The organism is uncultured Rothia sp., assembly GCF_963555405.1.
Lineage (GTDB): Bacteria > Actinomycetota > Actinomycetes > Actinomycetales > Micrococcaceae > Rothia.
In genome coordinates, this window is record NZ_CAUVVO010000002.1 from 1 (window position 1) to 25,303 (window position 25,303).

Genomic DNA, 25,303 nt, shown 5'->3' on the forward strand with positions numbered 1-25,303 from the left:
GTCAGAGTGTTTTAAGGATGCCAAAAAATCTTCAAAAAACTTCCAAAAAACCTCAAAAATCTGCGAATCCCCCTCTCTGGAGCCCCAAAACGGGGTCGAAAGGTACCCAAAGCCCTCGCGAACCAAGACAAACCCAGAACCAGAAAGCAGCAGAACGATAAAAGAAGAGCCCCTCCTGACGGAGGGGCTCTCTATAGGAGTCTGTATATAGGGACATGAGGAGAACAGAAAAGGAGGGGTGCTCCCCCACTGACTACTCAGTGGAGAAGCGCCCCTCCCCCTCTATGTATAGAGAAAGTCAGAAGAGACTAGATAAGCTCTACAGCGCCCTGGTTCTTCTTGCCACGGCGAACCATCGCAAAACGACCATGCAGCAGATCATCCTTGGAGATGGTAGCGTCCTCACCCTGGACCTTCACGCCGTTCACCGAAGCGCCGCCCTCCTTCAGAATGCGACGAGCCTCAGAGTTAGACTTCGCAAAGCCCAACTCGGTCAGCACCGAAATCAGGTCCAGACGATCCTCGGTCAGCTTCGCCGAAGGAAGCTCAGCAACCACAGACTCCAGGGTAGCCTCATCCAGAGCAGCAAAATCGCCCTTACCGAACAGAGCCTCCGAAGCAGCCACAGCCTGATCAGTAGCCTCAGTACCGTGAACCAGCGAAGTCACCAGGTACGCCAGAGTCTTCTGAGCCTCACGCTTAAACGGTTCCTTCTCAACCTTCTCAGCGAACTCAGCAATCTCCGCACGAGTCAGGAAGGTGAAGACCTTCAGGCGATCCACCACATCCGCATCCGCAGTGTTCAGCCAGAACTGGTAGAAAGCGTACGGCGAGCACATCTGCGGGTTCAGCCAAATAGCGTTACCCTCGCTCTTACCGAACTTAGTGCCGTCAGAGTTAGTAATCAGCGGAGTACCAATAGCGTGAACGCTCTTACCCTCCACCTTACGAATCAGCTCGGTACCGCTGGTCAGGTTACCCCACTGATCAGAACCACCGGTCTGCAGGGTGCAGCCGAAACGACGGTTCAGCTCCAGGAAGTCCAGACCCTGCAGAATCTGGTACGAGAACTCGGTGTACGAAATGCCTTCATCAGAGTTCAGGCGCTTCGCAACAATCTCCTTCTTCACCATGGTGCCCACGCGGAAGTGCTTACCAACATCGCGCAGCAGCTGCAGAGCAGACATCTGACCGCTCCAGTCCAGGTTATTCACCATACGAGCAGCATTCTCGCCCTCGAAGGAGAGGAAACGCTCAATCTGAGCACGCAGGGACTTCACCCACTCGGCCACAACCTCGGGAGAGTTCAGCACACGCTCAGACGTCTGACGCGGATCACCAATCAGACCGGTGAAACCACCCACCAGACCCAGCGGCTTGTGACCAGCCAGCTGCAGACGACGCATCACCAGCAGCTGCACCAGGTGACCCAGGTGCAGGGACGCAGCAGTCGGATCATAGCCCGTGTAGAAAGTCAGGCTCTCCTCGCTCAGCGCCTTCTCCAGAGCAGCCTCATCAGTGCTCACGTGCACCAGGCCGCGCCACTTCAGCTCCTGCCAAATATTCTCGAAGGTATCGTCATTATGCTGCGCGTTGAGGATCTCGGCAGACATGCTTCTCCCATTCACAAGGTAACAACGCCCAAAGGCGCTCGAACAAAATATGTAACAAGCCTAGCACCGCACCAGCCCAAACGCTCAGAAAAACCCAAACGAGCGCCAAACCGGTGCGGCACCGGCTCAAAGAAATAACAAGAAAGGTACTACAGAGCTACAGGCCCGCGGGCATCCGCGAACCCACCATGTGCAGACGCTGAGTCGGACGAGTCATCGACACGTACAAGTCACCCACAGCACCATCAGCATCATCAATCAGCTGCTGCGGCTCAACAATCACCACAACATCAAACTCCAGGCCCTTAGCCTCCCACGGAGTCAGAACCAGCACCTGATTCTCCAACGCCGTCTGCGCGGTACCCGTACGATCAGCATGAGCACGAGCCACAGCCTGAGCCGTCTGAACATACAGGCTCGGCGGGCACACCACGCCAATCAGAGCGCCGCCCGAATGAGCGACTTCCTCGCTGACCACAGACACGGTCTGCTCCACCACGGACTCGGCAGCGACCTCATGAACCAGCGGAGGCCACTTGCCCTCACGCACAGCACGAGGTGCAGACACCTCATAACCAGCAGCCTGAGCAACCGACACCGCCGCCTCAGCAATCTGAGCCGGAGTACGGTAATTAATCGTCAGCTCCTCCAGGGTGAAACGCTCACCCACGAACGGCTCCAACGCCTGCGACCACGACGAAGCAGCCGCAGCGGAAGACGCCTGAGCAATATCGCCCACAATCGTGAACGACTTCATCGGGCAACGACGCATCAGCAGACGCCACTGCATGGGCGAGAGCTCCTGAGCCTCATCCACCACAATATGGCCATACGCCCACGTACGATCAGCAGAAGCCGCAGCCGCAGCAGTCATACGCTCGCCACGAACCTCATTCATCATCGCAATCTGCTCAGGAGTAATCACTCCATCAGCGCCAATATCCTCCAGCGACTGGTGAACATTCTCCAGCGCCTTTGCAGCGTTCTCAAGGTTCGCGCGATGCTCCGCCGCAGCACGAGCCGCAGCAGCCGCACCGGTCACCTTCGAAAAATCACCCAGAAGCTCAGCAGCCTCATCCAGTAGTGGAACATCCGCCTCGGTGAAGGGGGCATCCGCAGGACGAGCCAGTAGAGCACGCTCGGCCTTCGACAGCTCACGGGTTGCAGACTCCAGGTAATGCGGCTTCGAGAACAGCGAGCGCAACAGAGTCTCCGGCGATAGCGGCATCCACGCCAGGTTCAGGGCGCGGCGCACATCCATCGAAGCACGCACATCATCCTGCAGGTACGGACGCTCCACCACACGACCCGCCGCACGATTCAGCTGATCATCCAGCTTCGCGGTCAGCTCCTTCAACAGAATCTTCACGAACGTCTCGCGAGCCTCATTATGCGGCTTACCGGTCGAACGAGCACGAGAACGAGCCGAACGAACCATCTCCGGAGTCAGCTCAACATCAGTACCCTCAACATTCAGGCGCTGAACCTGAGCCGGCACCTTCTGACGATCCGCAACCGCACGCTTAATAACCTTCACCATGCGCAAATCGCCCTTCAACGCGGCAACCGCACGGTCCTTCTCAGGCACAGCACGCAGACCCGGGTACAGGGTCGCCAATGAGGACATCACCACGCCGGTCTCACCCAGCGACGGAAGCACACGCTCGATGTACCACATGAACGAATTCGAGGGGCCAACCACCAGCACGCCAGCCTTCGACAGGCGTTCACGGTTCGTGTACAGCAGATACGCCGCACGATGCAGCGCCACAGCAGTCTTACCGGTACCGGGACCGCCCTGCACCACGCGCACGCCCGGCAGTTCCGAGCGGATAATCGCATCCTGCTCAGCCTGAATCGTCGCCACAATATCACCCATGCGGCCGGTACGCTTCTTATTCAACGCCGCCAGCAGAGCGCCCTCACCGTGGAGGGTGTCCTCATCCTGCAACATCTCCGAATCGAAGACCTCATCCTCAATATTTGCGACAGTACGGCCCTCAAGCATCAGGTGACGGCGACGGCGCACACCCATCGGCTGGAAAGCAGTCGCCTGATAGAACGTACCCGCCTCAGGGGCACGCCAGTCCATCAGCAGACGCTGCTGATTGCTATCCGTAATACCGATACGACCGATATAACGCACCGCATCAGCACCCTCACGGTCCATATCCAGGCGTCCAAAGGTCAGACGAGAATCCACAGCATTCAGCTGCGCCAAACGATCCTCATAGTGAGTAGCAAAAGAGTCACGCTCCGAACGGTTCTGATGACCGCCCACCGCCTGATTCTTACGCACAGCAGCCAGCTTCTCAGCCGTCTCCTCACGGAGCTCATCCAGACGGGCATACACGCGAGCAACATACTCACGCTCCGCAGCCATCTGCTCAGCAAACAGCTTCTCAGCCGCCGAAGAATCAGCAGACTGCTGGGGCAAAGATTCAGATGACACGTAAGCTCCTTAAACCTATAGTGCCTCAAAGACAGGGTGCGACAGGCACCGAAAAATACGGGTCACTATTTTACAGGACAGGCTCCGCAGCGCCGAAATATTACCCCCACAGAAAACCCGCCCAGGCATACACAGAAAAGTGCCCCACCGGACCAACCGGCAGGGCACCTCCACATCTATAAAACTACTTCGACGGCAGCGGATACTCAGAGACCAGGCTCAGCGTCTCAAGACGGTAACCGTCCAACGCCTCACGACCGCCCAGGCCCTCCAACTCCAGAAGAGCACCAACACCGGCAACCTTCAGGTTCGCGCGCTCCACCAGCTTCGCGGCAGCCACCAGGGTACCGCCAGTCGCCAGCAGATCATCCAGCAGAAGCACACGAGTACCCGGCGCGAAATCATTACAGTGAATCTCAATCGCCGCACTACCGTACTCCAACGCATACTCCTCACGGTACGTCTCACGCGGAAGCTTACCCGCCTTACGAACCGTCATCACACCGGTGCCGGTAGCGTACGCGAGCGCAGAAGCCAGCAAGAAGCCACGAGCCTCAACACCAGCCACCACATCAAACTGACCCTCAAAACGAGCAGCCAGCTCATCAATGCATGCCTTGAAAACCTCAGCATTAGCGAAGAGAGTGGTCACATCGTAAAAGAGGATGCCCTCGTGCGGGTAATTCGGAATCGTAGCGCAAGCAGCCGGAATCAACTGCTCGATAGGGGTTCGCGAAGCCTCAGAAGCGGGAACGCTCATGCTCTCTCTTTCGTGGATGGTTCAGCCCAGGTATAACAACCGGGAACAATAACGCGGTAGAAGCCGCCTACAAAATTCTACCCTCTTCGCCCGCGGTTGTCCTCAGAACAGCGCCACAAACCACCTGGCGGGTTCAGCCCTGCTGAATCAAAACCCGCAAGTCACGCTTGAGGATCTTACCGGTCGGGCCCAGCGGCATGCTCTCCACCATCACATAACGGCGAGGATACTTATACGCCGCCAAACGAGTACGCGCCAAAGCATTCAACTCCGCCTGCAGCACGCCCTCATCAGCACCCGGACGCGGCATCACCACGGCGACAACCTCCTCGCCCACGCGCTCATCCGGCACGCCCAGTACCGCTACCGACTGCACCTGCTCATGGGTGTAGAGAACATCCTCAATCTCACGCGGATACACCGAATAGCCGTTACGCAGAACCATGTCCTTAATGCGGTCCACGATGAAGATATTGCCCTGCTCATCAACACGAGCAACATCGCCGGTCGCAAACCACTCGCCGTCAAAAACCTCAGCAGTAGCCGCCGGATTATTCCAATAACCAGCCATCACGTTCTCGCCGCGCACCCACAGCTGACCGCTCACGCCCGGCGCGCACTCGGAACCTTCCGGGCAACGCGCCTGCACCTGCACGCCCGGTAGCACACGACCCACCGAACCGAGCACCATGCCAAACTCCGCCTGATTAAACGAAACCACCGGCGACGTCTCGCTCAGGCCGTAGCCCTCATACACCGGGCACTCAATCAGCGTTTTCAACGCAGCATGCACCGGTGCGGGTAGCGGCGAACCACCCGAAATACCGAAACGGATGCGACCGCGCAGCGAGCGCGCACGCTCAGGCTCAGCCTCCAGCGCCGCCGCCAACGACACGTACATGCTCGGAACCGCAGCCAACACCGACACCCCGGCACGCTCAATCAGGTTCAGCGCACCCTCGGGAGTAAAACGCGGCAGCAGAGCCACCGTAGCCGACGCCGCAAACGCCGCATTCATCGACACCGTCTGGCCAAACGCATGGAACAGTGGAAGACCACCAAAAATGACGTCCTCAGCCCTAAACCCAAAAACGCTCACGCAGCTACGAGCATTCGAGAGGATATTCGCGTGAGTCAGCGTCGCGCCCTTCGGCTTGCCCGTCGTACCCGAAGTGTACAGAATAATCGCCGGATCACTCGCCGACACCGGGACAGGCTCCAGAACAGCAGCCGACAGCGCACTATCGGCAGGCGCATCAAAAGGAGCCACCGGTGAACCCTCTCCCCCAGTGAAAATCTCGCAACGAACCGAACCGTTCTTCACCGGCACCGTCGAGGTTGCCTCCGACGCCAGGCGAGTACCCGCAAAAGCAAAAAGCATTTTCGCCCCGCTATCGCGCAGATGATACTCCAGCTCAGCACCCGACAACAGCGGATTCAACGGAACACAAATCGCACCCGCAGCCACAATGCCGTAATACAGCGCAGGCATCAACGCCACGTTCGGCATAGACAACGCCACACGGTCACCACGCTCAACACCGAGCGCCTCCAGATGACGCTGAACCTGCGAGGCAGCAGACGCCAACTGCGCGTAGCTCACCACCTGCGTATCAGCAGGTTCAGAAGCCGGAATCGCCAAAGCAGCCTTAGCCCCGGCAGACGATGCCGCCTCCGCCAGAAGGTAGGCAATATTGTTCGCTGAATCGTGCATTTCAGACATGATAAAAAACTCTCACCACAGAAAAATCGGTATATCTAGAAAAGAAGAAGCCAAGATAGAAGCCCGGAAAAGAGCCCGAAGACAGCAGAAGGGCGTACCTTCAGCCGCTCCCCCGACACATCAGAGGAACAGCACAAGATACGCCCCAGCTACTACTGAGCAGCAGACCAGTCCAAGAAGCTCTCGGCAAGCGCAGCCCCACCATTGGGGTCACGAGTCACAACAATGACCGTATCGTCACCGGCGATAGTGCCCATAATCGCCTCAAGACCGCCCTGGTCAATCGACGACGCCAAGAACTGCGCGGCACCCGGAGGAGTACGCAGAACCGTAATATTTGCCGAACCCTCAGCGGTAATCAGCAACTCCTTAAACAGGGAAATCATACGAGCATCAGGTGCAGTACCACCGCCACGACGAGCAGGATAATTCGGCACAGCATAAATCAGGCCGGCGCCTTCATCACGGATGCGCTCAGCGCCAATTTCAACAAGATCACGGGAAAGGGTCGCCTGAGTAACCTTCATACCATCATCGGTTAGGTACTGCGCCAGTTCAGCCTGGGAGCGGACACGTCGGGTCTGCAGCAATTCAACGATGCGTGCCTGACGCGCGATCTTGGTCGAGGGGAAAGGCATAATATCTCTTCTTCCTACGGTGCCAATCACGAATTCAGAACGGGCTGCCCAGCGGTGGCGCAGCGCAACATTCTTCACTACCCAAGATAATACATATGCACATAAATATGCGCACCAAATATGGATTATTCCAAGATATGGGGGAAATTTCAGGGTTTATCTCACCAGCTGTCACGCAAAACGCCGCGAACGTAGCGTGTATCTACACATTCAGGCGCATAACCTCGCAATGAATGCATAGCGTGCAAGAACATTGTGGGCTGGTGCGCCACACCGGTCAAGAGACCTTCCGGTAGGCGAGCGCGAAAAAGGAGCCCGCCTCCAGCAACACAACGTGCGCCAGAAACAGGCTCCTTCAACAAAACTTCGAGGTGAATCCTCAGGACTCAGAACGCCTAGCGCTCATCCTCCACCAGACCGTCCAGGTCCTCATACTCGACATCGTGCGAACGACGGTTCAGCCACACAGCAAAACCAAGACCCAGCAGAAGCACCAGCACCGCACCAACGATACTTGCGATACCGGCAAAACGCTCAGCATTCACGCTTGCCTCAGTCACAGGCTTCAACGTGCCCTTCTCAGCGGTGTAGACAACCTCAAGGCTGCCGTTCTTCTCCACCAGCAGGCCGTCCACCTCACGCGGGAACTCAGAAGGAACATCACCAGTCTGCGAACCACGGAACTCAATCGAAGCGCCCGAAGTCACCTGGTACTTATCCTTCAGATTCGACACGTACGTCTTACCGTTCAGAGCGTCATCAGCCGGCAAGTTGCCCTTATACCGAGCCACATTACCCTTCGTAATCAGGTCAGGAGTCAAATCCTGGTAAGTACCCTGAATAACCCAGCTCTTACCGGCATACTCGGCGTTATTATTCACCGACGCAAACGCGCGGACACCCACAACAGCCAAAATAATGGAAAGAATAACCGCAACCGCAGCAGAAAGAACCGACAGCCAGTTCACGCCCGGGCGGTCATCCAGCTCTTCCTCACTCATCGCGAAAAGAGAGGAGTTCTCTTCCTCATCGTCGTAATCCTCGTACTCGTCGTACTCCTCATACTCAGAATCTTCATACTCAGAGTCATCGTACTGAGAATCCTCGAAATAGGTTTCTTCGACCTCAGTAGACTGCGACAGCTCGTCCTGTTCGCGCGAGTTCTCTCGATTAGCCATTACTCTCTCCCTCACTTCATCTATCTTCTAGGGTACCCATAACCACATGAGTTCACCAAGGAAAGCGCTTATCAGCGCTTCATGAACACGCTAAACAGGTATACCCACGACGCAACACCAAAAGCTACGGGGTGGGAGCCAACAACTCCCACCCCGTCAGCATTAGGCGTTACGCCATAGGGTTAGACCCGGTTAGACACGCGGTTCCGCACCCAGCTGCTCAACAGTCGCAGCCACAGCAGCCTCACGAGCAGCCGACGCCTCATCAGCAGTCAGCGTACGATCCGGCGCGCGGAAACGCAGAGCAAACGCCAAAGACTTCTTCGACTCATCAATACCGACACCGCGGTAATCATCAAAGACGCGGATGTCCTCCAGCAGCTCGCCAGCGCCCTCACGCAGAACACGCTCCACCTCAGAAGCAGGCAGATCGCGGTCCACCAGAAGCGCCACATCCTGAGTAGCAGCCGGGAAAGTCAGCACCGGAGTAGCCTGACGCGCATCAACACGACCAGCAAACAGCGCCGAGAAATCCAGCTCAAACGCGCAGGTACGCTCAGGCAGGTTCAGCTCCTGCAGAAGCTTCGGGTGCAGCTCACCAGCAAAACCAACACGCTCACCGGTTGCATTCAGAACCTCAGCCACACGGCCCGGGTGGAACGCAGTATGCACACCGTTACGCACCTGAATCTCAGCCGAAACAGCGTCAGCAACCAGACGCACAGCGTCCAGAGCGTCACGCCAATCGAAAGCGCGCGGAGCGGCACCCGGCATCGCCTCGTGCTCAGTACCTGCAAACAGACCAGCAACGAAAGTGGGCTGCTGCGGAATACCGGCGTTCAGATCAGCCAGAACCTCATCCGACGGGCACGCGCCCAGCGGCGGAATAGACTCCGAACCCAGCTGCTCACCCGGAATGAACACGTGACCCGCCTCGAAAATAGCCAGGTTCTTGAAACCGCGAGACAGGTTACGCTTCAGCACCTCAACCAGGCCCGGCAACAGCGAACGGCGCATCCAGCCCTCAGCCAAAGAAATCGGGTTCTCCAGGCGAACCGAAGGAACCTCAGTCACCGGGTTCTCAGGGGTGCTCACCCACGGAGCCGACCACAGGTTGTTCGCATCAGCCGACACGAAGGGGTACGCGAACACCTCAGTCAGGCCCGAAGCCGCCAACGCATTCAGCGCACGACGCTTACCCGCCTGCTCCGGAGTGTAACCGCGACCCGCAGGAGCCACCGGCAGAGTCGAGGGGATGTTCTCGTAACCGTCAATACGTGCGATTTCCTCAGTCAGGTCCTCCTTCGCACGCAGGTCAGTACGCCACGAGGGGACAGTCACCGCGTAACCAGACTCGGTACGCTCCACCGAGCAGCCAATCTCACGCAGGCAGGACTCAATCTGCTCCGGCGAGTAATCCACGCCAATACGACCAGCAGTGTAGTCAGCAGGCAGATCAATCACGACCGGCTCGTAGCCCAGGGACACGTCGGTTACGCCCGGCTCAACCTGAGCGCCAGCCAGCTCAACCAGCAGCTCAACCGCACGCTGAGCAGCCGCGGCCTGAATCTGCGGATCCACGCCACGCTCAAAACGCTTCGAGGACTCAGAAATCAGCTTGTGACGGCGAGCAGTACGAGCCACCGACACCTCATCAAAACGAGCAGACTCCACCAGAATGCGGGTGGTCGAGTCAGTCACCTCAGTCGAGGCGCCACCCATCACACCGGCAAGACCAATCACGCCGGAATCATCAGCAATGACAATATCCTCGGGGTGCAGGGTACGCTCAACGCCATCCAGGGTCACCAGCTTCTCGCCAGCAGCGGCGCGACGCACCACAATCTCACCCTGAACCTTGTCAGCATCGTAGAAGTGTAGCGGCTGACCGGTCTCCAGCATCACGTAGTTCGAAATATCCACCGGCAGCGACAGCGAGCGCACACCCGCCAGACGCAGACGCGAAGACATCCAGGTCGGAACCGGCGCATCTGCCTTCACGCCCGACACCTCACGCATCACGAAACGAGTGCATGCGGGGTTACCGTGAATCGGGGCGTCATCACGCAGAACAACCGGGTGACCGGCGTCGTTAGCCTCCGGGGCGCGCTCGCCGTACGCCAGCACAAAATCCTCGAAGGAAGAACCGGTAGCGTGGCACCACTCGCGAGCAATACCGCGCAGAGAGAACGCGTAACCGCGGTCCGGGGTCACGTTCACCTCAGCAGCCTGATCGTACAGGCCCAGCAGCTCCATCGCGTCGGTACCAACCTCCGGGTCCAGGCCCAGGGTCGAAAGCACCAGGATGCCGCCGTGATCATCGCCAATACCCAGCTCACGAGTCGAAGCAATCATGCCAGCCGACTTGTGACCGTAAGTCTTACGGGCAGTAATCGCGAAACCACCGGGCAGAACAGCGCCGGGCAGGGTCACAACAACCTTGTCGCCGGGTACGAAATTGTGGGCACCACAAATAATGCCCTGAACGCCGGAAGGCTCAATGCCTTTACCGGTCAGAGTCTGCTCCTGACCCTCCGGAACCACACGCACCTGGCACCAGTTCACGGTCTTGCCGTTCGAGTGGGTCTCCGGCTCCATGGAGAGCACCTGACCAACCACAATCGGGCCGGACAGCTCATCAGAGGGGCGGTGAACGTCTTCTTCTTCCAGGCCAACCTTCACCAGGGTTGCCATCAAATCTTCAGCCGAAGCATCCTCGGCTACAGGCACGAACTCGCGCAGCCATGACAGGGGTACACGCATAATTTAGATCTCCATCCCGAACTGCTCAGAGAAACGGATGTCGCCTTCAACCATGTCATGCATGTCAGCGACGTTGTTACGGAACATGAGGGTACGTTCAATACCCATACCGAAAGCGAAGCCCGAGTACTCCTCAGGGTCAATACCCGCAGCACGCAGAACGTTGGGGTTCACCATGCCGCAGCCGCCCCACTCAATCCACTGCGGGCCGCCCTTAGCGTTCGGGTGCCACAAATCCAGCTCAGCGGAAGGCTCAGTGAACGGGAAGAAGTTCGGGCGCAGGCGGATCTTAGCGTCCTCACCGAACATGGCGCGTGCCATGTACTCCAGGGTACCCTTCAGGTCAGCCATCGTCAGACCCTTATCCACGGCAAGGCCCTCAATCTGGTGGAAGACCGGAGTGTGGGTCGCATCCAGCTCATCGGTGCGGTACACCTGGCCCGGGCACACAATGTACAGCGGCAACTCGCGAGAAAGCAGCGAGCGCATCTGCACCGGCGACGTGTGAGTGCGCAGCAGCAGGTGAGCGTTCTTCGGCTCAACGTAGAAAGTGTCCTGCATTTCGCGTGCCGGGTGATCCGGCTTAATGTTCAGAGCGTCAAAGTTGTACCACTCAGACTCCAGCTCCGGGCCGTCAGCAACTTCCCAACCCATACCGACGAAAATGTCGGTCAGGCGCTCCTGCATCAGAGCAATCGGGTGGCGGCCGCCCAGGGAACGGCGAGGCGAAGCAGCAGAAACGTCCACAGCTTCCTCAGCCAGGATGCGAGCCTCACGCTCAGCCTCCAGCTCAGCGGTACGAGCCTCAATAGCCTCAGTCAGGGCTGCACGAGCCTGACCCATCAGCTTACCCACCGGGCCCTTGTGCTGGTTCTGAAGATCACGCATCTGGCGGTTAGCGATGCTCATGATGCCCTTCTCACCGAAGAAGCTCAGGCGCACCTCCTTGAGGCTGTCAAAGTCCTTAGCCTTCTCGCGAATCTCCTGCTTGGCACGCTCACGCTCAGCCTCAAAAGCCTCACGGATAGCGTCCAAACCGTTCTCGGGGTTCTCCTCCAGAACCTGCGCAATGCGGGCGAGAACCTGAGCCGGGCCGTTAAGACCCTCGTGTTCCTGCACGGAATCGGTCATTGTCACTCTTCTCTGCATACCACCGGCACTATACCGGCTGGCTCGTTATACACCTTAGGTAGCACCGTCTGCTCTCCCCCGGCTGCCCGTACAGGGTGCGGGACAAGGGGAAAGCGACGGGCGCATATCCTATCCATTTTAGACCAGAGAAGGAAGCGTAAACAGCAGAACGCCCGGATAGTCCATCCGGGCGTTCTAGAGTATATCTTTTCAACAACAGGGTTGAAGAGGGCGCTTCTACTTCAGAGCCTGCTTCACAGCCGGGTCGAAAGATGCACGAATCCACAGCACGTTCGCAATGAACCATGCCGCGTACAGGGGCACGAAGCCGTAGCGCTGAGCGTCAATGACATTACCAATCAGAGACAGAATCGCCACGAACGCACCCAGAATCGCAAAAATCAGACCGACGGTCAGGCCCAGACGCTTGCCCTTCTGAATCGTGAAGTACACCCAGATGTACACAACCGCAGAAACGACCAGCAGGCCGATACCGCCCGCAACACCGACCTCCGGCAAACCCTTCAGAGGGGACAGGTTATCCGGTGCGAACGCGGAAATAACACCGTGGATCAAGCAGAGCAGCGCGGAGACAATCATAATCTCCTGCAGACGCAGAATCTTCGGGTGCTTGGTCGGCGAGTGGAACAGAATTCCGCGCGAATCAGCGCCGCCTTCCTGAATATAAATAGCTTGAGTGTCCGAGGGAACCGCGTCGGAGCGGTAAGCACCCGGATCAAACGGGGGTTGAGCAGTCATCATTGTCTCCCAATACGTATGTGATTTCTCCCTCAATACTACCCGCCTACCGATTGGTTTCCAAAGTATGTATCCGTGTCGAACCCATATATGACAAAATCCCCTCCCCAACAAACACACAAGTCAGGATTACACGGCGCATAAATCCCCCTCAAAATATGAATAAAGGCGGGACTCCCCACAGGGAATCCCGCCTTCAAACAGTGTCAAAAAAGATAGAGAAAATTTATCCTGTTACCGCCGCGAGTTTGTCACATAACGGCGACTTAGCCTCGCAACGAACTAGCGCAGAGCATTAGGTCAGACCTTGGGTCTACGCCTCACCAGTGCCAGTGTCCTGCAGCTGCTGCAGAAGCGCTTCCACAATCGGCAAATCCGCCGGAATCCACGGCAAACCCAGCAAATCATCGTACGCCTGTGCGTCATCCTTAGACTTCGGCAGCGGCATCCACCGCAGCGCGCTGTGATCTTCCAAAGTATCCGGAGTACCCGAAAGAATCTCCGCAAAGAACACGCGCATCGCCAGACGCTCACTCAGACGCCAGCCCTGCGGATACGCGCCGGGCACCTCAGCACCCAAACGCGCCTGCACGCCCAGCTCCTCCTTCAGCTCACGCACCAGCGCCTGCTTGCAGCTCTCCCCCGGCTCGACCTTACCGCCCGGGAACTCCCACATGCCGGCAACAGTCTGCGGCTCAGAACGCTGAGCCACCAGCATACGGGTCGGAGCCACCAAAGAATCAACCACGGCGGCGCCAACCACCTGAACCTCAAACGAGGGCGACACTTCACTCATCTTTCTCTACCTTCTTCTACGCTTTAGAATCCTTCAGCGGATGCGCATCCTCAGCAGCGTGCTCCGCTACTTCCTTCTCGGCATCCTCAGTATCCTCAGGCTCAGGAGCTTCCTCCACGCCTTCCTGCCACTCTTCTTCCTCATCATTCATATTCGAGGCTTCTGCCACCTCACGGCGAATATTAGTGCCGTCATTCAGCAGAATCAGAAGGCGGTTACCGTTCTTGAACTCCATGAGGAAGACATCCTCAAGCTCGACCTCAGCGGCACGCAACTGTAGGTACACCCAATCCTCGGTCTTGTGCGCATCCGCGATATCGCGAGTGACCAAGCTACCCTTCACAATCAGAGCAAAGTTCGGCACACCGTCACCCTTACGAATCACGCTCAGCGCACCGTTCGGTTCAATCTGAGCGAACTCAATGTCTTCCAGGTCGTAAATACCCTGCGCACGAAGGTCAGCAATCAGGCGCATCGGATCAAGAACCACATCTGCCTGCTGGAAGCTCTTAATATCGATATCACCATCCGTAATGACCGGCACGCGCTGCTCACGCACCGCCATATGCAGAAAACGAATCTTCGTGGTCGCCACGTTCAGCAGCTGAATCATGCACAGCGTAAACACCATGTAGATGACAAAGTAGAACAGGCTAATCTGCTTGCTGTACAACACGCCACCGAACACACCACCGATGACAAAGTTACCGATGGTATCAATCGGGGTCTGGTGCCCCGCCTGAGAACGGTGAGTCAGACGCAGGTACACCAAAAGAATGATCAGGCCAACGAAAATCTTTAGCAAACCATCAACGATCATCTCAACGGTCATAACAAAAATCTCCTAGAACTAAGCCCGGAAAATATCCGGCTCCAAATAAATGATGCGTGCCGCAGGAACAGCCTCGCGAATACGAACCTCAGCCGCGTCAATCTCATCAGCTACCGCACGACCAGTGTCAGCATCATGAATTCGAATCTTTGCCGCCACCAGAATCTCCTCAGGACCCAGGTGCACAGTCTTAATGTGGATAATGCGCTCGCTATCGCCATCCTCAATCGCCGCACGAATCTTCGCCAAATCCTCCGGCGAAGCAGCCTCACCCAAAATCAGCGACTTCATCTCCACCGCAAGGAACACAGCAATAAAGACCAGCAGCACACCAATAGCCAGGGTACCGAACGCATCCCACAGACCATTACCGGTCAACAGAGTCATACCCACGCCAAAAAGCGCGAAAATCAGACCCAGCAACGCACCCGCATCCTCCAGCAGAAGCACCGGAAGCTCCGGGTTCTTCGAAGTACGCAAGAAACGCATCCAGCTCTGCTTGCCCTTCAGATCACGCGACTCCTTCACCGCCACGCGGAACGAATTACCCTCCAGCAGGATCGATCCCACCAGAACAGCCACCGGAACCCACTGCCACTCAGTAATCCCGTGCGGATCATGCAGCTTCTCATAACCCTCATACAGAGCGAACAAGCCACCCAGGGCAAAGATAATAATCGACACAATAAACGCGTAAATATAGCGGTTACGGCCATAACCAAACGGATGTTCCTCATCAGCCTGCTTCTGCGAAGCACGACCGCCCAGAAGCAGCAGCAGCTGATTACCGGAGTCAGCCACCGAGTGAATAGCCTCCGCCAACATCGACGAAGAACGAGTCAGCGCAAAAGCCAAAAACTTCAGCACCGCAATACCCAGGTTCGCACCCAGCGCGGCAATAATCGCGCCCGAACCCGAATGACCAGAAGGAGCAGACATAATTTCCCTTTCTCAGCCCTAAACTAAAACTCTAAAACCCATGATGCTAAAGCGGCCCACCGCTGTACCACAGCCGTGAACCGCCCAAAACCTAGCGAGAAACGCCGCGCTGAGCCATCGCCGAAGCATACAGGCACACAGCAGCAGCCGTACCCACATTCAAAGACTCAGCCGAACCATAGACAGGAACAGCCACGCGCATCGTCGCCGCTGCCTTCTCTTCAGCATTCAAGCCCTGCGCTTCATTCCCGAAAAGCCACATCGTCGGCTTAGAAAGATCAAAACTACCCTTCACACCGGACGGGGCACTCGCCTCCACACCGGCACGACGAGCCGCCGTGTACTCACTCAGCTCCTGCAGATTCACCGCACCATAACCGTCAGCAGCCAGCACAGCAGTACCCTGAGACTTCACATCCTCCGCGAAATCCTCCAGCTGCACGCCCTGAATAATCGGCACATGGAACAGCGAACCCGCGGTAGAACGCACCGTCTTCGGGTTATACAAATCCACCGAACCCTTAGTCGTAATCACCAAGTCAGCACCGGCCGCATCAGCAACACGAAGAATCGTGCCCGCATTACCCGGATCCTGCACACGAGACAGCACAGCAATCAGCTTCGGGTTCAACGCGCCCTCACCCCACAGCAGCGAGAACGACGCATCCACCATAAAGGAAACCGCAATAATACCCTGCGGGCTCACCGAATCAGCCATCGCCTCCAGCACCTCATCGGTCACCACACGCATGAAAACGCGGCGGCCCTCCTCCGGGGTGGGAGTACCGTAGACCTGCTCCAGCAGATCAGCGATATCCTCATGACGGTCAAACGCCGCCTCCGTGACATACACAGCGTCCAGGATGGGGCTCTTCAGGTGCGCCTTCAACGCCTCACGCACAGCCTGCGGGCCTTCCACCAGGAACTGGCCCTTCTTCGTGCGCGCCGCGCGGGTACGCAGCTTCGCAATATCGCGCACACGATCAGCCTGCGGATTGGACATCACAACGGGGGTACTAATACGTTCAAAAAAGTTCACTCTTAAAGGGTACAGGCAAAGGCACACCCAAAAACGCAGAACAGTCACACGCACAACCCCCAGATACGCAGAAAGCGGCCGCCCACACTCAAAAGTGCAGACGGCCGCTCACGACGCTTGAGCATCCCACCCCGAACCTAGATCTTCAGGGCAGAAGCACACAACCTCAGGCTAATTAAGCCTTGGGAGCCGAGGTGTCCTCGGGCAGGTTGTTCTTAGCAATCTCAACCAGTGCATTGAAGGCAGCGGGCTCGTTCACAGCCAGCTCAGCCAGCATACGGCGGTCAACCTCAACACCAGCAGCCTTCAGGCCCTGGATGAAGCGGTTGTAGGTCAGGCCCTGTGCGCGGGAAGCAGCGTTGATACGCTGGATCCACAGGCGACGGAAGTCACCCTTCTTCTTACGACGGTGGTCGTAGCTGTAAACCAGCGAGTGAGTGACCTGCTCCTTAGCCTTACGGTACAGGCGAGAACGCTGACCGCGGTAGCCGGATGCACGATCGAGAATAGTACGGCGCTTCTTGTGCGCGTTAACCGCGCGCTTCACACGTGCCACGTGTGTCTCCTTCGTCTTATGTCCTGAACAGCTCACATATCACGCTGAACAGGAGCGAGTCTTTAATCAGTGCGCACCACTATCGGTGCGCCAGGTGCAGAGAGTAAGCGTTGCTTACTTACCCAGCATCTTCTTGACAACCTTTGCCTGGCCGCCGGTAACGATCTGGTCAGAAGCCAGACGACGGGTCAGACGAGAGGACTTGTGCTCCAGGTAGTGGCGGCGGTTCGCCTGCTGGCGCTTAACCTTGCCGCTACCGGTGAGCTTGAAGCGCTTCTTAGCACCAGAGTGGGTCTTCTGCTTCGGCATAGCTGCCGTTCTCCTTACATTCATCCCCCGCCACAACGGCGGGGTAGCTTAGTGGGGTTGAGCGATACACGCATCAGCCCCAAGGACCAAAGGTGAGGCACCCCCAACGAGGTGCCTCGGAACCGGCACCGGGTGAACCCGCAACACCCACCCAACGGTGGAGGCGCGTGCCCATCCTAAAGTGACGACCCGGTTCCCTACTCGGCGGAAGCCTGTGCCTTCAACTCGGCAGGCATAGCGTCTGCCAGAGAATTAGTTACGGGCTTCGCCTTGGTCGTGTCAATACGCTCGCGACCCTTGCGACCGCCGGCGCCCTGCTCACGGCGAGCCTCTGCCTTACCGCGAAGCGGAGCCAGAACCATCACCATGTTGCGGCCATCCTGACGGGGGCGAGACTCAACGGTGCTCACCTCAGCCAGCTCAGCCGCCAGACGCTCCAGCAGACGCACACCCATCTCGGGGCGCTGCTGCTCACGACCACGGAACTGAATCATTGCCTTGACCTTGTCACCACCGGAAAGGAAACGACGAGCGTGTCCAACCTTGGTTTCGTAGTCGTGGGTATCAATCTTCAGGCGGAAACGGATCTCCTTCAGAACGGCATTAGCCTGCTTCTTGCGGGATTCACGAGCCTTGATTGCGGCTTCGTACTTGTACTTACCGTAATCCATGAGCTTGCACACGGGCGGCTTCGCGTTCGGGGCAACCTCGACCAGGTCGAGTTCGGCGTCCTCAGCCAGACGCAGAGCGTCCTTCAGAGGGACAACGCCTACCTGCTCGCCACCGGGACCGACAAGACGGACCTCGGGAACGCGGATACGATCGTTAATGCGTGGTTCGCTAATGACTAGCTCCTGTGCTCTGTGGGTTTCCCCGTGAATACTATCCGTTGCGGGCACTAAAAAAGCCCCCGCAGTTACACAAGCGGAGGCACAAACCAGCGTACGCCGAAAGCGGCGGACGAACCCGTTCACCTCAAAACTCGCAAACAAACGCCTGCGGCGGTCAACCGGGTGGGAGGCATGCTCCACTTGCAAACTGCCTACAACCATACCGCAGAACCCCCTACAGGCGCAAGGAATTAGACGTAAAACACCATAAAAATTACGGTTCTGACCGCGGAAAGTCCACGGAGGCGCCCACTCTTAAGGACGCATTTACCGAAACAAACGAAATGTGAGATTCTAGGACTATGAGCACTGAAAACACGAGTTTCCGCTTCACCGCGGAAGAAGAAACCCCCGTACACGGCCACACCGAACTCACCGAAGAGCAGGTCGAAGCCGTCAACGAACAGCTGCGCGACATCGCAGACGTACCCGCCATCGAAATCATCAGCTCCGCAGCCATCCACATGATGAGCGCCGCAGCCGTCAAGTGCGGCCTCGCAGCCGACGACAACGCCAACGACCTCAAGGACCTCGACGAAGCACGCAAGCTCATCACCGCGCTGGCAGGCCTCGTCACCGCCGCAGCACCCGAAATCGGCTCCCAGCACGCAGCACCCCTGCGCGACGGCCTGCGCACCCTGCAGCTCGCATTCCGCGAAGCATCCCCCTTCCCGGACGAGCCCGGCAAGGGCCCCGGCGAAAAGCTCACCGGCCCGGTGTACTAAACCAGGTTTCTAACCCGCTCGGGCCGCCAAGCCGCATCTGGTCTACTTACAGCGAAGCCCCGCCTCCCTCACGATGAGGAAGACGGGGCTTCGTTATATATGCAGCCTGTGCGGACAAGGAAGCTGCGCGGGCTAGAGCAAGCCGGAAGCTTTAGCGGGAGCCGGCAGCCTCAAGAGCCTGCTCAAAACTAAAGTTGCCCACGTACAGTGCCTTACCAAGCACCACGCCCTCCAGCCCATAAGGCACCATGGAACGCAGCTTCTCAAGATCAGCCAGCGATGCCACACCACCGGACGCCACCACCCGACAGGCGGTCTGGGCAAGCACCTCATCCAGCAGCTCCGCACCGGGACCTGCCAGCGAGCCGTCCTTGCTCACATCCGTAACGATATAGCGGCGCACGCCCGCGCCCTCCAGCCAAGCCAGCGCCTCCGCCAGATCAGGGCCCGACCAGTCGGTACCGCGAGCCACCGTCACCCAGCCCCGCTCAGGGTTATAGCGGGCATCGAGACCAAGAGCCAGAAGATCAGAATCGGCGTAATGAGCCAGAGTGCCTTCAAGCCAGGAAGAATCCGTTAGAGCCGCACTGGTCACGTTCACGCGGTCCGGATTCAGGCTCAGGGCGCGCTCCAGGCTCTCAGCATTACGAACGCCGCCGCTGACCTGGATACGAACCGGAGCGGAGCCCGTTCGGGCATTCTCGGCACGGACGGCGGCAACCACCTCAGCCAGAACCTCAGTATTCGTGCCGCGACCAAACGCCAAATCAAGGTCAACCAGGTGGATCCAGCGGGCACCAGCCTTCACCCAGGTCAGAGCCGCATCCACCGGGTCGAGGCGTTGCTCACCACCGGACAGGGTGCCACCCACCGGGCGCACTGCATAGCCTTCAGAAATATCAACAGCGGGCAGAAGTTCAAGAACGGGTGCAGACATTAGTTACCTCCCGCAACAGTAGCGGAGTCGCCAGAAGACAGACGACCGGTCACCGCGAGAGACGCAACCCAACGGCGCATAAACTCAGCACCCAGCTCGCCGGATGCCAGCGGGCAGAACTGCACCGCCGTCAGCGGGCCGTTCTCAACCGCCGCAATATAGGGAGGTTCAGTTACCGTCCAGGTCACCGCCGGAGGAGCAATATAGTCAATGCTCTGATCAAAAGCCCACTCAAAAACGCCGTGCTCGGATTTGAAGTGAGCCTCACCCTCAAGGTCCTTGAGCAGCGCGCTATCGGCAGACGGGCTCAGAGCGGAAGTTCCGGGCATCAGGTCGCGGGTAGAAAGCTCCACGCCCTCACCGGGCCACTCCCCCATGCCCTGCACCTGAACCTGCCCCATCTGCGGATGCTCCACCGTAACGGACTCAAAGAGGCAGCTCAACGCTGCACCGGCAACCAGCACCGGACGACCGCCGGCAACACGGCGACCAATCACGCGCTCGGCGTCCTTGGCTTTCAGGTCTTCGTATGCCTCAAGAGAGCTCGCGCCGCCCGTAACCACCATGCCGTCAGCCTCACGTAGCTGATTGGGCACGGTAGTGACGATAACGTCCGCCCCCGCATCCTGAAGAAGCTTCACCAGGGCGCCACGAGTTCCGGGTTCACCCAAAACGGCAACCACAGGACGAGCGCTCTGCACAGTTTCAGCTTCGACGGCTCTGGATTCAACGGGAATAGGCATCGGTGCGCTCCTATTTCATAGGCTCAGAATTCATGTAGTTCAGGCACTACAGCTTAAGCCAGATAGCGGGTTCAGAATCTGCAGACTCAGCTCTGCTACCCCAGGAGCGGGCATGAGCCGCGGCCTTGAGCTTTAGCGCTGAGTCTGAGGAATTTCCAGACGCTGACCGGCATCAACAGAGGTGCTGGTCAGCGAGTTCAACTCCATAATACGAACCACAGTATCACGGGTGTCACCCTGCGGATCCACCGCCTGCGCAATATCCCACAGGGTCTCGCCGTGCTTGACCACAACGACGGTTCGAGTCATCGAAGCGTTCTCCACGGAAGCAGAAGCCGCCGGACCAAAGAAGCTAATAGCACCGAGCACAATCAGCGCCGCCAGGGTCAGCAGAGGTAGGCCCTTCAGGAAACCGCGCGGAGTGCCAAGACGACGAATAGAACCGGGAACAGAGCGCAGAAGCTCACCACCCTTAGCCAGAAGAGCACTCTTCACGCTAGGCGCCTGCACATCAGAAGCAGCCTGCGCCTCAGAAGCTACAGGGCGAACCGGAGCAGGTGCCTGAGCAGAAACAGCAGGGGTAGAAGCAGCGGGAACGGGCTGAGCCACCTGCGCGGGACGGGGTGCATGAGCCGCACGAGAAGAGCGAACAGACTGCGAAGACGCAGGCACACGAGAACGCCCCCGCGCGGTGCTGGCGGACGCGGTGCGGGCGGGGTGAAGTACCACCAAACCTGCCGGAAGGTGTGCAGAAGTGCCGCGAGAAGCAATAGGTGCTGCAGTAGTCATTGTGGTTCCTTTCTCTCAGCTCGCCCCGGGGATACCCCGCGGGTCTAGCAATGCCGAGCGATACCCGCTCGAAGGTCCTAGTTGAGTGATAATAACTATGGAGTGGTGATTGTTAGGCGATAACTATTGGGTAGCTAGTCCCTAGTAGTTAGGTCAGAGCGTCGGATGCACCGGGCTGATTTGGGTATCCCCGTTTTGGGCACCCCATCCCCTGCGCTCTCTCTTCGCCGGATACTGTCTAAAACATTCGGGGTAGAACGTGCGAAGAGAGAGGCAGAGGACTTCGAATACATTCGAACACTCATTCACTCTCCTCTCCCGAAGGACTCGGGGCCGAATCTTCGAATATTCTTCGAACACTCGCCTGTAAATCCTGCATTTCAGGAGAGATTCAAGAGTATATACGAACTCTTGTTCTAAAGTCTAGCAGAGATGTACTAAAAATTTCTTCGAGTTTCGAAGAAAAAATCTAGAATATTTGTTTGAGTTTTTCGGTGTAGTGTTCTACACTGGTGTCAAGAGACGTTCCACACGCTCCTGATGAGTCCTACTCACAGCAGGTCTCTGTATTCGTTACAGCTTGGTTCTGTATCGACCGCAGGTGCTGCTGGCTGAGTATTGCTATGTAGGGCGGAGGCACTGACTCGTTGCCCGCGCGTTGCTCCGGCACGAATAGAATTCCTCCACCCCCTGACGAGATAAGACCCATTTCGGCAGGGCCCCAAAAATTTTTAGGACACCATCAGAAAACGTGTGAAGCACCCATCCGTACCCCGACCGGACTATAGAAATCGGGGCACAGACCGAAGGAAAAGAAATGGCAACAGCACCCCGTCCGGCGCTGACCGCGCGCCAGCAGAAGATTCTTGACGCGATCCGCACCGAGATTGAACAGAAGGGTTACCCGCCGTCCATGCGCCAGATTGGTGACATGGTGGGTCTTGCGTCCCTGTCCTCGGTCACCCACCAGCTCGGTCGCCTCGAGACCATGGGCTACATTCGCCGCGACCCCAAGCTCCCCCGCGCCATTGAAGTGCTGGATGAGAACGGCGTCGGCATGCACGGTAGCTCCTCCTCGTCCCTGCCCGAGCTGCCGAACTTTGAGGTCGGCGACGAAGACCTCGTCCCCGTTCCCCTGGTCGGACGAATCGCAGCGGGCGGTCCCATTACCGCCGAGCAGTCCGTGGAGGATGTACTCGCCCTGCCCCGTCAGCTGGTCGGTAGCGGCAAGCTCTTCATGCTCAAGGTCAAGGGCGATTCTATGATCGACGCCGCGATCTGCGACGGCGACTGGGTGGTCGTCCGCGAGCAGCACACCGCCGACAACGGCGATATTGTTGCCGCTCTGCTCGACGATGAGGCAACCGTGAAGGTGTTCCGTCAGGTCGACGGCCACACCTGGCTCATGCCGCGCAACTCCAACTACGAGCCGATTATGGGCGACCGCGCAACCGTCATGGGTAAGGTCGTCTCTGTACTGCGCAGTCTCTAGACCGTGTTGCGCAGTCTCTAGATACATAACGCCAGGCTTTTAGCTCTACATAAAAATCACCCCGGTGATATGTGAACATGCACGTATCACCGGGGTGATTTTTATATTTCCAAAACGGATATTTCCAAAGCGGAGGGGCGGCGGCGCCAGGACTGGAGCCTGCCCGAGCTAACGCTCGATACTCGCCGAAAGACGAGCCAGCGCACCAATCACGGCTGCCTTATTCTGCGTCGACCACATGGGCGGCATCGCCTTCATCAAGAAACCGCCATAACGCTTAGTCGCCACGCGAGAATCCAGTACAGCCACCACGCCGCGGTCATTCACCGAACGAATCAGACGGCCCGCGCCCTGCGCCATACGAATCGCCGCGTGGTGAGCAGAAACCGCCATGAAGCCGTTTCCGCGGTGACGGTTCACCGCCTCCGTACGAGCCTGCGCAATCGGATCGTCCGGGCGCGGGAACGGAATGCGGTCCATCACCACCAGGCGGCACGAGTCGCCCGGAACGTCCACGCCCTGCCACAGGCTCATCGTGCCGAACAGGCACGAGTCGACGTCCTCGCTGAATTCCTCTACCAGTGCTTTGAGTGAAGACTCGCCCTGCAGAAGAATGTTCAGGTCGCTATGCTCACGCATGTACTCGGCGGCACGCTCGGCGGCACGTTTCGAGGAGAACAGGCCCAAGGCACCGCCCTCTGACGCCTCGCACAGCTCGCGAAGTCGCTCCAGCTGGCCCTCATGCACGCCAAATCCCGGAGGCTTCAAATCCCCGGCAACGTACATGATGCCCTGCTTGCGGTAGTCGAACGGCGAACCCACATCGATGCTCGTCCAGCGAGGCGCGCCCTCGCCCTGCAGTCCCAGGGCTGCGGCGGCAACGTCAAAAGAGTCACCCACGGTCAGGGTCGCGCTCGTCAAAATCACGGTGCGGTCAGCAAAGAGTCCGTCACGCAACTGCAGGCCAACGCTCAGCGGCGCAATGTTCAGGGTTGCCGGGTCGGTATCGGAAGCTGCAACGTAGCGGCCATTCTCCCAGCCGCCCTGACGAGAAATCCACAGCACATCCTGCTCGGCAGAAGCCTCCAGAATGCGGCTACTCATATCGTGTACCTCAGAGACACGCGAGCGCGCCATCTGCAGGCCCGCGTCAACGTCCTGGCCGTCCGGCTTGGTGTCGGACAGGGCGGTGCGGGCGGCATCATTCACCGCAGAAATCGCGGTCAGGAGGCGACCGTCCAGGCCCTTCAGCAGGCCCTCGGCAAGGCCTTCGAAAGCGGTCTCCAGGGTGCCTGCCGCCATTTCTAGGGCACCGGAATCAGCCTTCGAATGCTTCTTCACGCTACGCGCCGCACGGCGAACCATCGCAACCGTCAAAGAACCGGACACCGCACCGGTCACGCGGTCCACCAACTCATGAGCCTCATCAATAATGACCGTCTCGTGCTCGGGCAGAACCTTCATACCCTCAAAAGCATTAATCGCCAGCAGGGCATGGTTCGTGATGACAATGTCAGCCTCGGCGGCACGGCTGCGCGCCATCTCGCTGAAGCACTCCTCCACCAGCGGGCAACGGCGGCCCAGACACTCGGCGGCGCTCACCGACACCTGTGCCCAGGCGCGATCAGAGACGCCGGGCTTCAGCTCGTCGCGGTCGCCGGTCTCGGTGCGGTCAGCCCACTCACGCAGGCGCACCACTTCCTCACCCACGCGGGAGGTCGAAGAAGGCATGTCAAAGAGAGCATCCGGCTCGTCTTCCGGGTAGCCGCCCTCCAGCTTATGCAGGCAGAGGTAGTTATTGCGGCCCTTGAGCAGAGCCACCTGCGCCTGCGACTCCGGACGCGGCTCCAGTGCTTCCAGAAGGCGCGGAATATCGCGGTTCACGATCTGCGCCTGCAGGGCGAGGGTTGCGGTCGCAACCACAATCGGCTGGTCAGACTCCCCCACACGCGCCAGGGCAGGAACCAGGTAGCCCAGGGACTTACCGGTACCGGTACCCGCCTGAACCAGCAGGTGACGCTGCAGTTCAAGAGCCTGCGCCACATGCGCCGCCATGGTGCGCTGACCGGCGCGGTTCTGACCGCCGGTGGCGGCAACCGCCTCGTCCAGCAGGGTCAGGGCATCCTTCGCACCGGGCAGGGTCTCAAGCTCCTGCCCGGTGAATCGGGTGCCGTCGATTGCGGGTGCGGTTCCCGGGGCGTTTTTGGGCGCGTTGATGCTCTCGGTCACGCTCATACGC

The 25,303-nt window shown here is 58.4% G+C and carries 23 protein-coding genes; 3 read left to right on the plus strand and 20 right to left on the minus strand.

Annotated features, from left to right (window positions below; translation table 11 throughout):
- Nucleotides 1-211: hypothetical protein (locus tag RWL87_RS01470; RefSeq protein WP_313968649.1), on the plus strand; the 211-nt coding region annotated here is incomplete at its 5' end.
- Nucleotides 212-308: 97 nt separating this feature from the next.
- On the opposite strand, the gene tyrS is transcribed toward RWL87_RS01470, so the two are convergent.
- The 16 genes from tyrS to infC all read right to left on the minus strand — a co-directional run bounded on the left by tyrS (nt 309) and on the right by infC (nt 18,387).
- Complete coding sequence (gene tyrS / locus RWL87_RS01475) at nt 309-1,613, minus strand: tyrosine--tRNA ligase (protein ID WP_313968650.1); 1,305 nt, start codon at nt 1,611-1,613, stop codon at nt 309-311.
- Between the two features lie 157 nt (nt 1,614-1,770).
- Nucleotides 1,771-4,065 (minus strand): AAA family ATPase, encoded by a 2,295-nt coding sequence (locus RWL87_RS01480; RefSeq protein ID WP_313968651.1) that lies wholly within the window; start codon nt 4,063-4,065, stop codon nt 1,771-1,773.
- A 184-nt stretch (nt 4,066-4,249) separates the two neighbouring features.
- Nucleotides 4,250-4,825 carry an adenine phosphoribosyltransferase gene (locus RWL87_RS01485; protein WP_070737333.1) on the minus strand — a complete coding sequence of 192 codons (576 nt, stop codon included), beginning with the start codon at nt 4,823-4,825 and terminating at the stop codon, nt 4,250-4,252.
- A gap of 133 nt (nt 4,826-4,958) precedes the next feature.
- Nucleotides 4,959-6,548, minus strand: coding sequence for an AMP-binding protein (locus tag RWL87_RS01490; protein ID WP_313968652.1), 1,590 nt, complete (start codon nt 6,546-6,548; stop codon nt 4,959-4,961).
- Nucleotides 6,549-6,700: 152 nt separating this feature from the next.
- Entirely contained in the window at nt 6,701-7,186 is a 486-nt protein-coding gene (locus RWL87_RS01495) for an arginine repressor (RefSeq protein ID WP_044150633.1), read from the minus strand.
- A 395-nt stretch (nt 7,187-7,581) separates the two neighbouring features.
- Nucleotides 7,582-8,364, minus strand: a complete 783-nt coding sequence (locus tag RWL87_RS01500; protein WP_313968653.1) for a hypothetical protein — start codon at nt 8,362-8,364, stop codon at nt 7,582-7,584.
- Nucleotides 8,365-8,556: 192 nt separating this feature from the next.
- A complete protein-coding gene (gene pheT / locus RWL87_RS01505) occupies nt 8,557-11,127 on the minus strand; it encodes a phenylalanine--tRNA ligase subunit beta (protein WP_313968654.1) in 2,571 nt (856 codons plus the stop codon).
- Nucleotides 11,128-11,130: 3 nt separating this feature from the next.
- Nucleotides 11,131-12,258, minus strand: coding sequence for a phenylalanine--tRNA ligase subunit alpha (pheS, locus tag RWL87_RS01510; protein WP_005507134.1), 1,128 nt, complete (start codon nt 12,256-12,258; stop codon nt 11,131-11,133).
- 237 nt (nt 12,259-12,495) lie between these two features.
- Nucleotides 12,496-13,017: an ABC transporter ATPase gene (locus RWL87_RS01515; RefSeq protein WP_313968655.1), complete on the minus strand. Its 522-nt coding sequence runs from the start codon at nt 13,015-13,017 to the stop codon at nt 12,496-12,498.
- A gap of 313 nt (nt 13,018-13,330) precedes the next feature.
- A complete protein-coding gene (locus RWL87_RS01520) occupies nt 13,331-13,813 on the minus strand; it encodes a (deoxy)nucleoside triphosphate pyrophosphohydrolase (RefSeq protein ID WP_313968656.1) in 483 nt (160 codons plus the stop codon).
- Between the two features lie 16 nt (nt 13,814-13,829).
- Nucleotides 13,830-14,645 carry a YetF domain-containing protein gene (locus RWL87_RS01525; protein ID WP_313968657.1) on the minus strand — a complete coding sequence of 272 codons (816 nt, stop codon included), beginning with the start codon at nt 14,643-14,645 and terminating at the stop codon, nt 13,830-13,832.
- A gap of 18 nt (nt 14,646-14,663) precedes the next feature.
- Nucleotides 14,664-15,584: a cation diffusion facilitator family transporter gene (locus RWL87_RS01530; RefSeq protein WP_070684934.1), complete on the minus strand. Its 921-nt coding sequence runs from the start codon at nt 15,582-15,584 to the stop codon at nt 14,664-14,666.
- Between the two features lie 91 nt (nt 15,585-15,675).
- A complete protein-coding gene (locus RWL87_RS01535; protein ID WP_313968658.1) occupies nt 15,676-16,677 on the minus strand; it encodes an RNA methyltransferase in 1,002 nt (333 codons plus the stop codon).
- Nucleotides 16,678-16,798: 121 nt separating this feature from the next.
- Complete coding sequence (gene rplT / locus RWL87_RS01540; protein ID WP_005507127.1) at nt 16,799-17,179, minus strand: 50S ribosomal protein L20; 381 nt, start codon at nt 17,177-17,179, stop codon at nt 16,799-16,801.
- A 114-nt stretch (nt 17,180-17,293) separates the two neighbouring features.
- On the minus strand, nt 17,294-17,488 hold the full coding sequence (rpmI, locus tag RWL87_RS01545; protein WP_004006287.1) for a 50S ribosomal protein L35: 195 nt from the start codon (nt 17,486-17,488) through the stop codon (nt 17,294-17,296).
- A gap of 197 nt (nt 17,489-17,685) precedes the next feature.
- The gene (gene infC / locus RWL87_RS01550; RefSeq protein WP_005507875.1) at nt 17,686-18,387 is read right to left on the minus strand and encodes a translation initiation factor IF-3; all 702 of its coding nucleotides are present in this window, start codon (nt 18,385-18,387) and stop codon (nt 17,686-17,688) included.
- Between the two features lie 293 nt (nt 18,388-18,680).
- Between infC and RWL87_RS01555 the strand changes: the two genes are divergently transcribed.
- The gene (locus tag RWL87_RS01555) at nt 18,681-19,103 is read left to right on the plus strand and encodes a DUF1844 domain-containing protein (RefSeq protein ID WP_313968659.1); all 423 of its coding nucleotides are present in this window, start codon (nt 18,681-18,683) and stop codon (nt 19,101-19,103) included.
- Nucleotides 19,104-19,254: 151 nt separating this feature from the next.
- Here RWL87_RS01555 and RWL87_RS01560 read toward each other — a convergent pair whose 3' ends face one another.
- The 3 genes from RWL87_RS01560 to RWL87_RS01570 all read right to left on the minus strand — a co-directional run bounded on the left by RWL87_RS01560 (nt 19,255) and on the right by RWL87_RS01570 (nt 21,572).
- Nucleotides 19,255-20,040, minus strand: a complete 786-nt coding sequence (locus RWL87_RS01560; protein ID WP_313968660.1) for a HisA/HisF-related TIM barrel protein — start codon at nt 20,038-20,040, stop codon at nt 19,255-19,257.
- Nucleotides 20,040-20,783 (minus strand): imidazole glycerol phosphate synthase, encoded by a 744-nt coding sequence (locus RWL87_RS01565; protein ID WP_313968661.1) that lies wholly within the window; start codon nt 20,781-20,783, stop codon nt 20,040-20,042. The genes RWL87_RS01560 and RWL87_RS01565 overlap by 1 nt, the downstream gene beginning before the upstream one ends.
- Nucleotides 20,784-20,915: 132 nt before the next feature.
- A complete protein-coding gene (locus RWL87_RS01570) occupies nt 20,916-21,572 on the minus strand; it encodes a LysM peptidoglycan-binding domain-containing protein (RefSeq protein WP_313968662.1) in 657 nt (218 codons plus the stop codon).
- An 817-nt stretch (nt 21,573-22,389) separates the two neighbouring features.
- Between RWL87_RS01570 and lexA the strand changes: the two genes are divergently transcribed.
- Nucleotides 22,390-23,064 carry a transcriptional repressor LexA gene (lexA, locus tag RWL87_RS01575; RefSeq protein WP_070737306.1) on the plus strand — a complete coding sequence of 225 codons (675 nt, stop codon included), beginning with the start codon at nt 22,390-22,392 and terminating at the stop codon, nt 23,062-23,064.
- 168 nt (nt 23,065-23,232) lie between these two features.
- Here the strand turns inward: lexA and RWL87_RS01580 are convergent, their stop codons facing one another.
- Complete coding sequence (locus tag RWL87_RS01580; protein WP_313968663.1) at nt 23,233-25,299, minus strand: ATP-dependent DNA helicase; 2,067 nt, start codon at nt 25,297-25,299, stop codon at nt 23,233-23,235.
- Nucleotides 25,300-25,303: the final 4 nt, after the last annotated feature.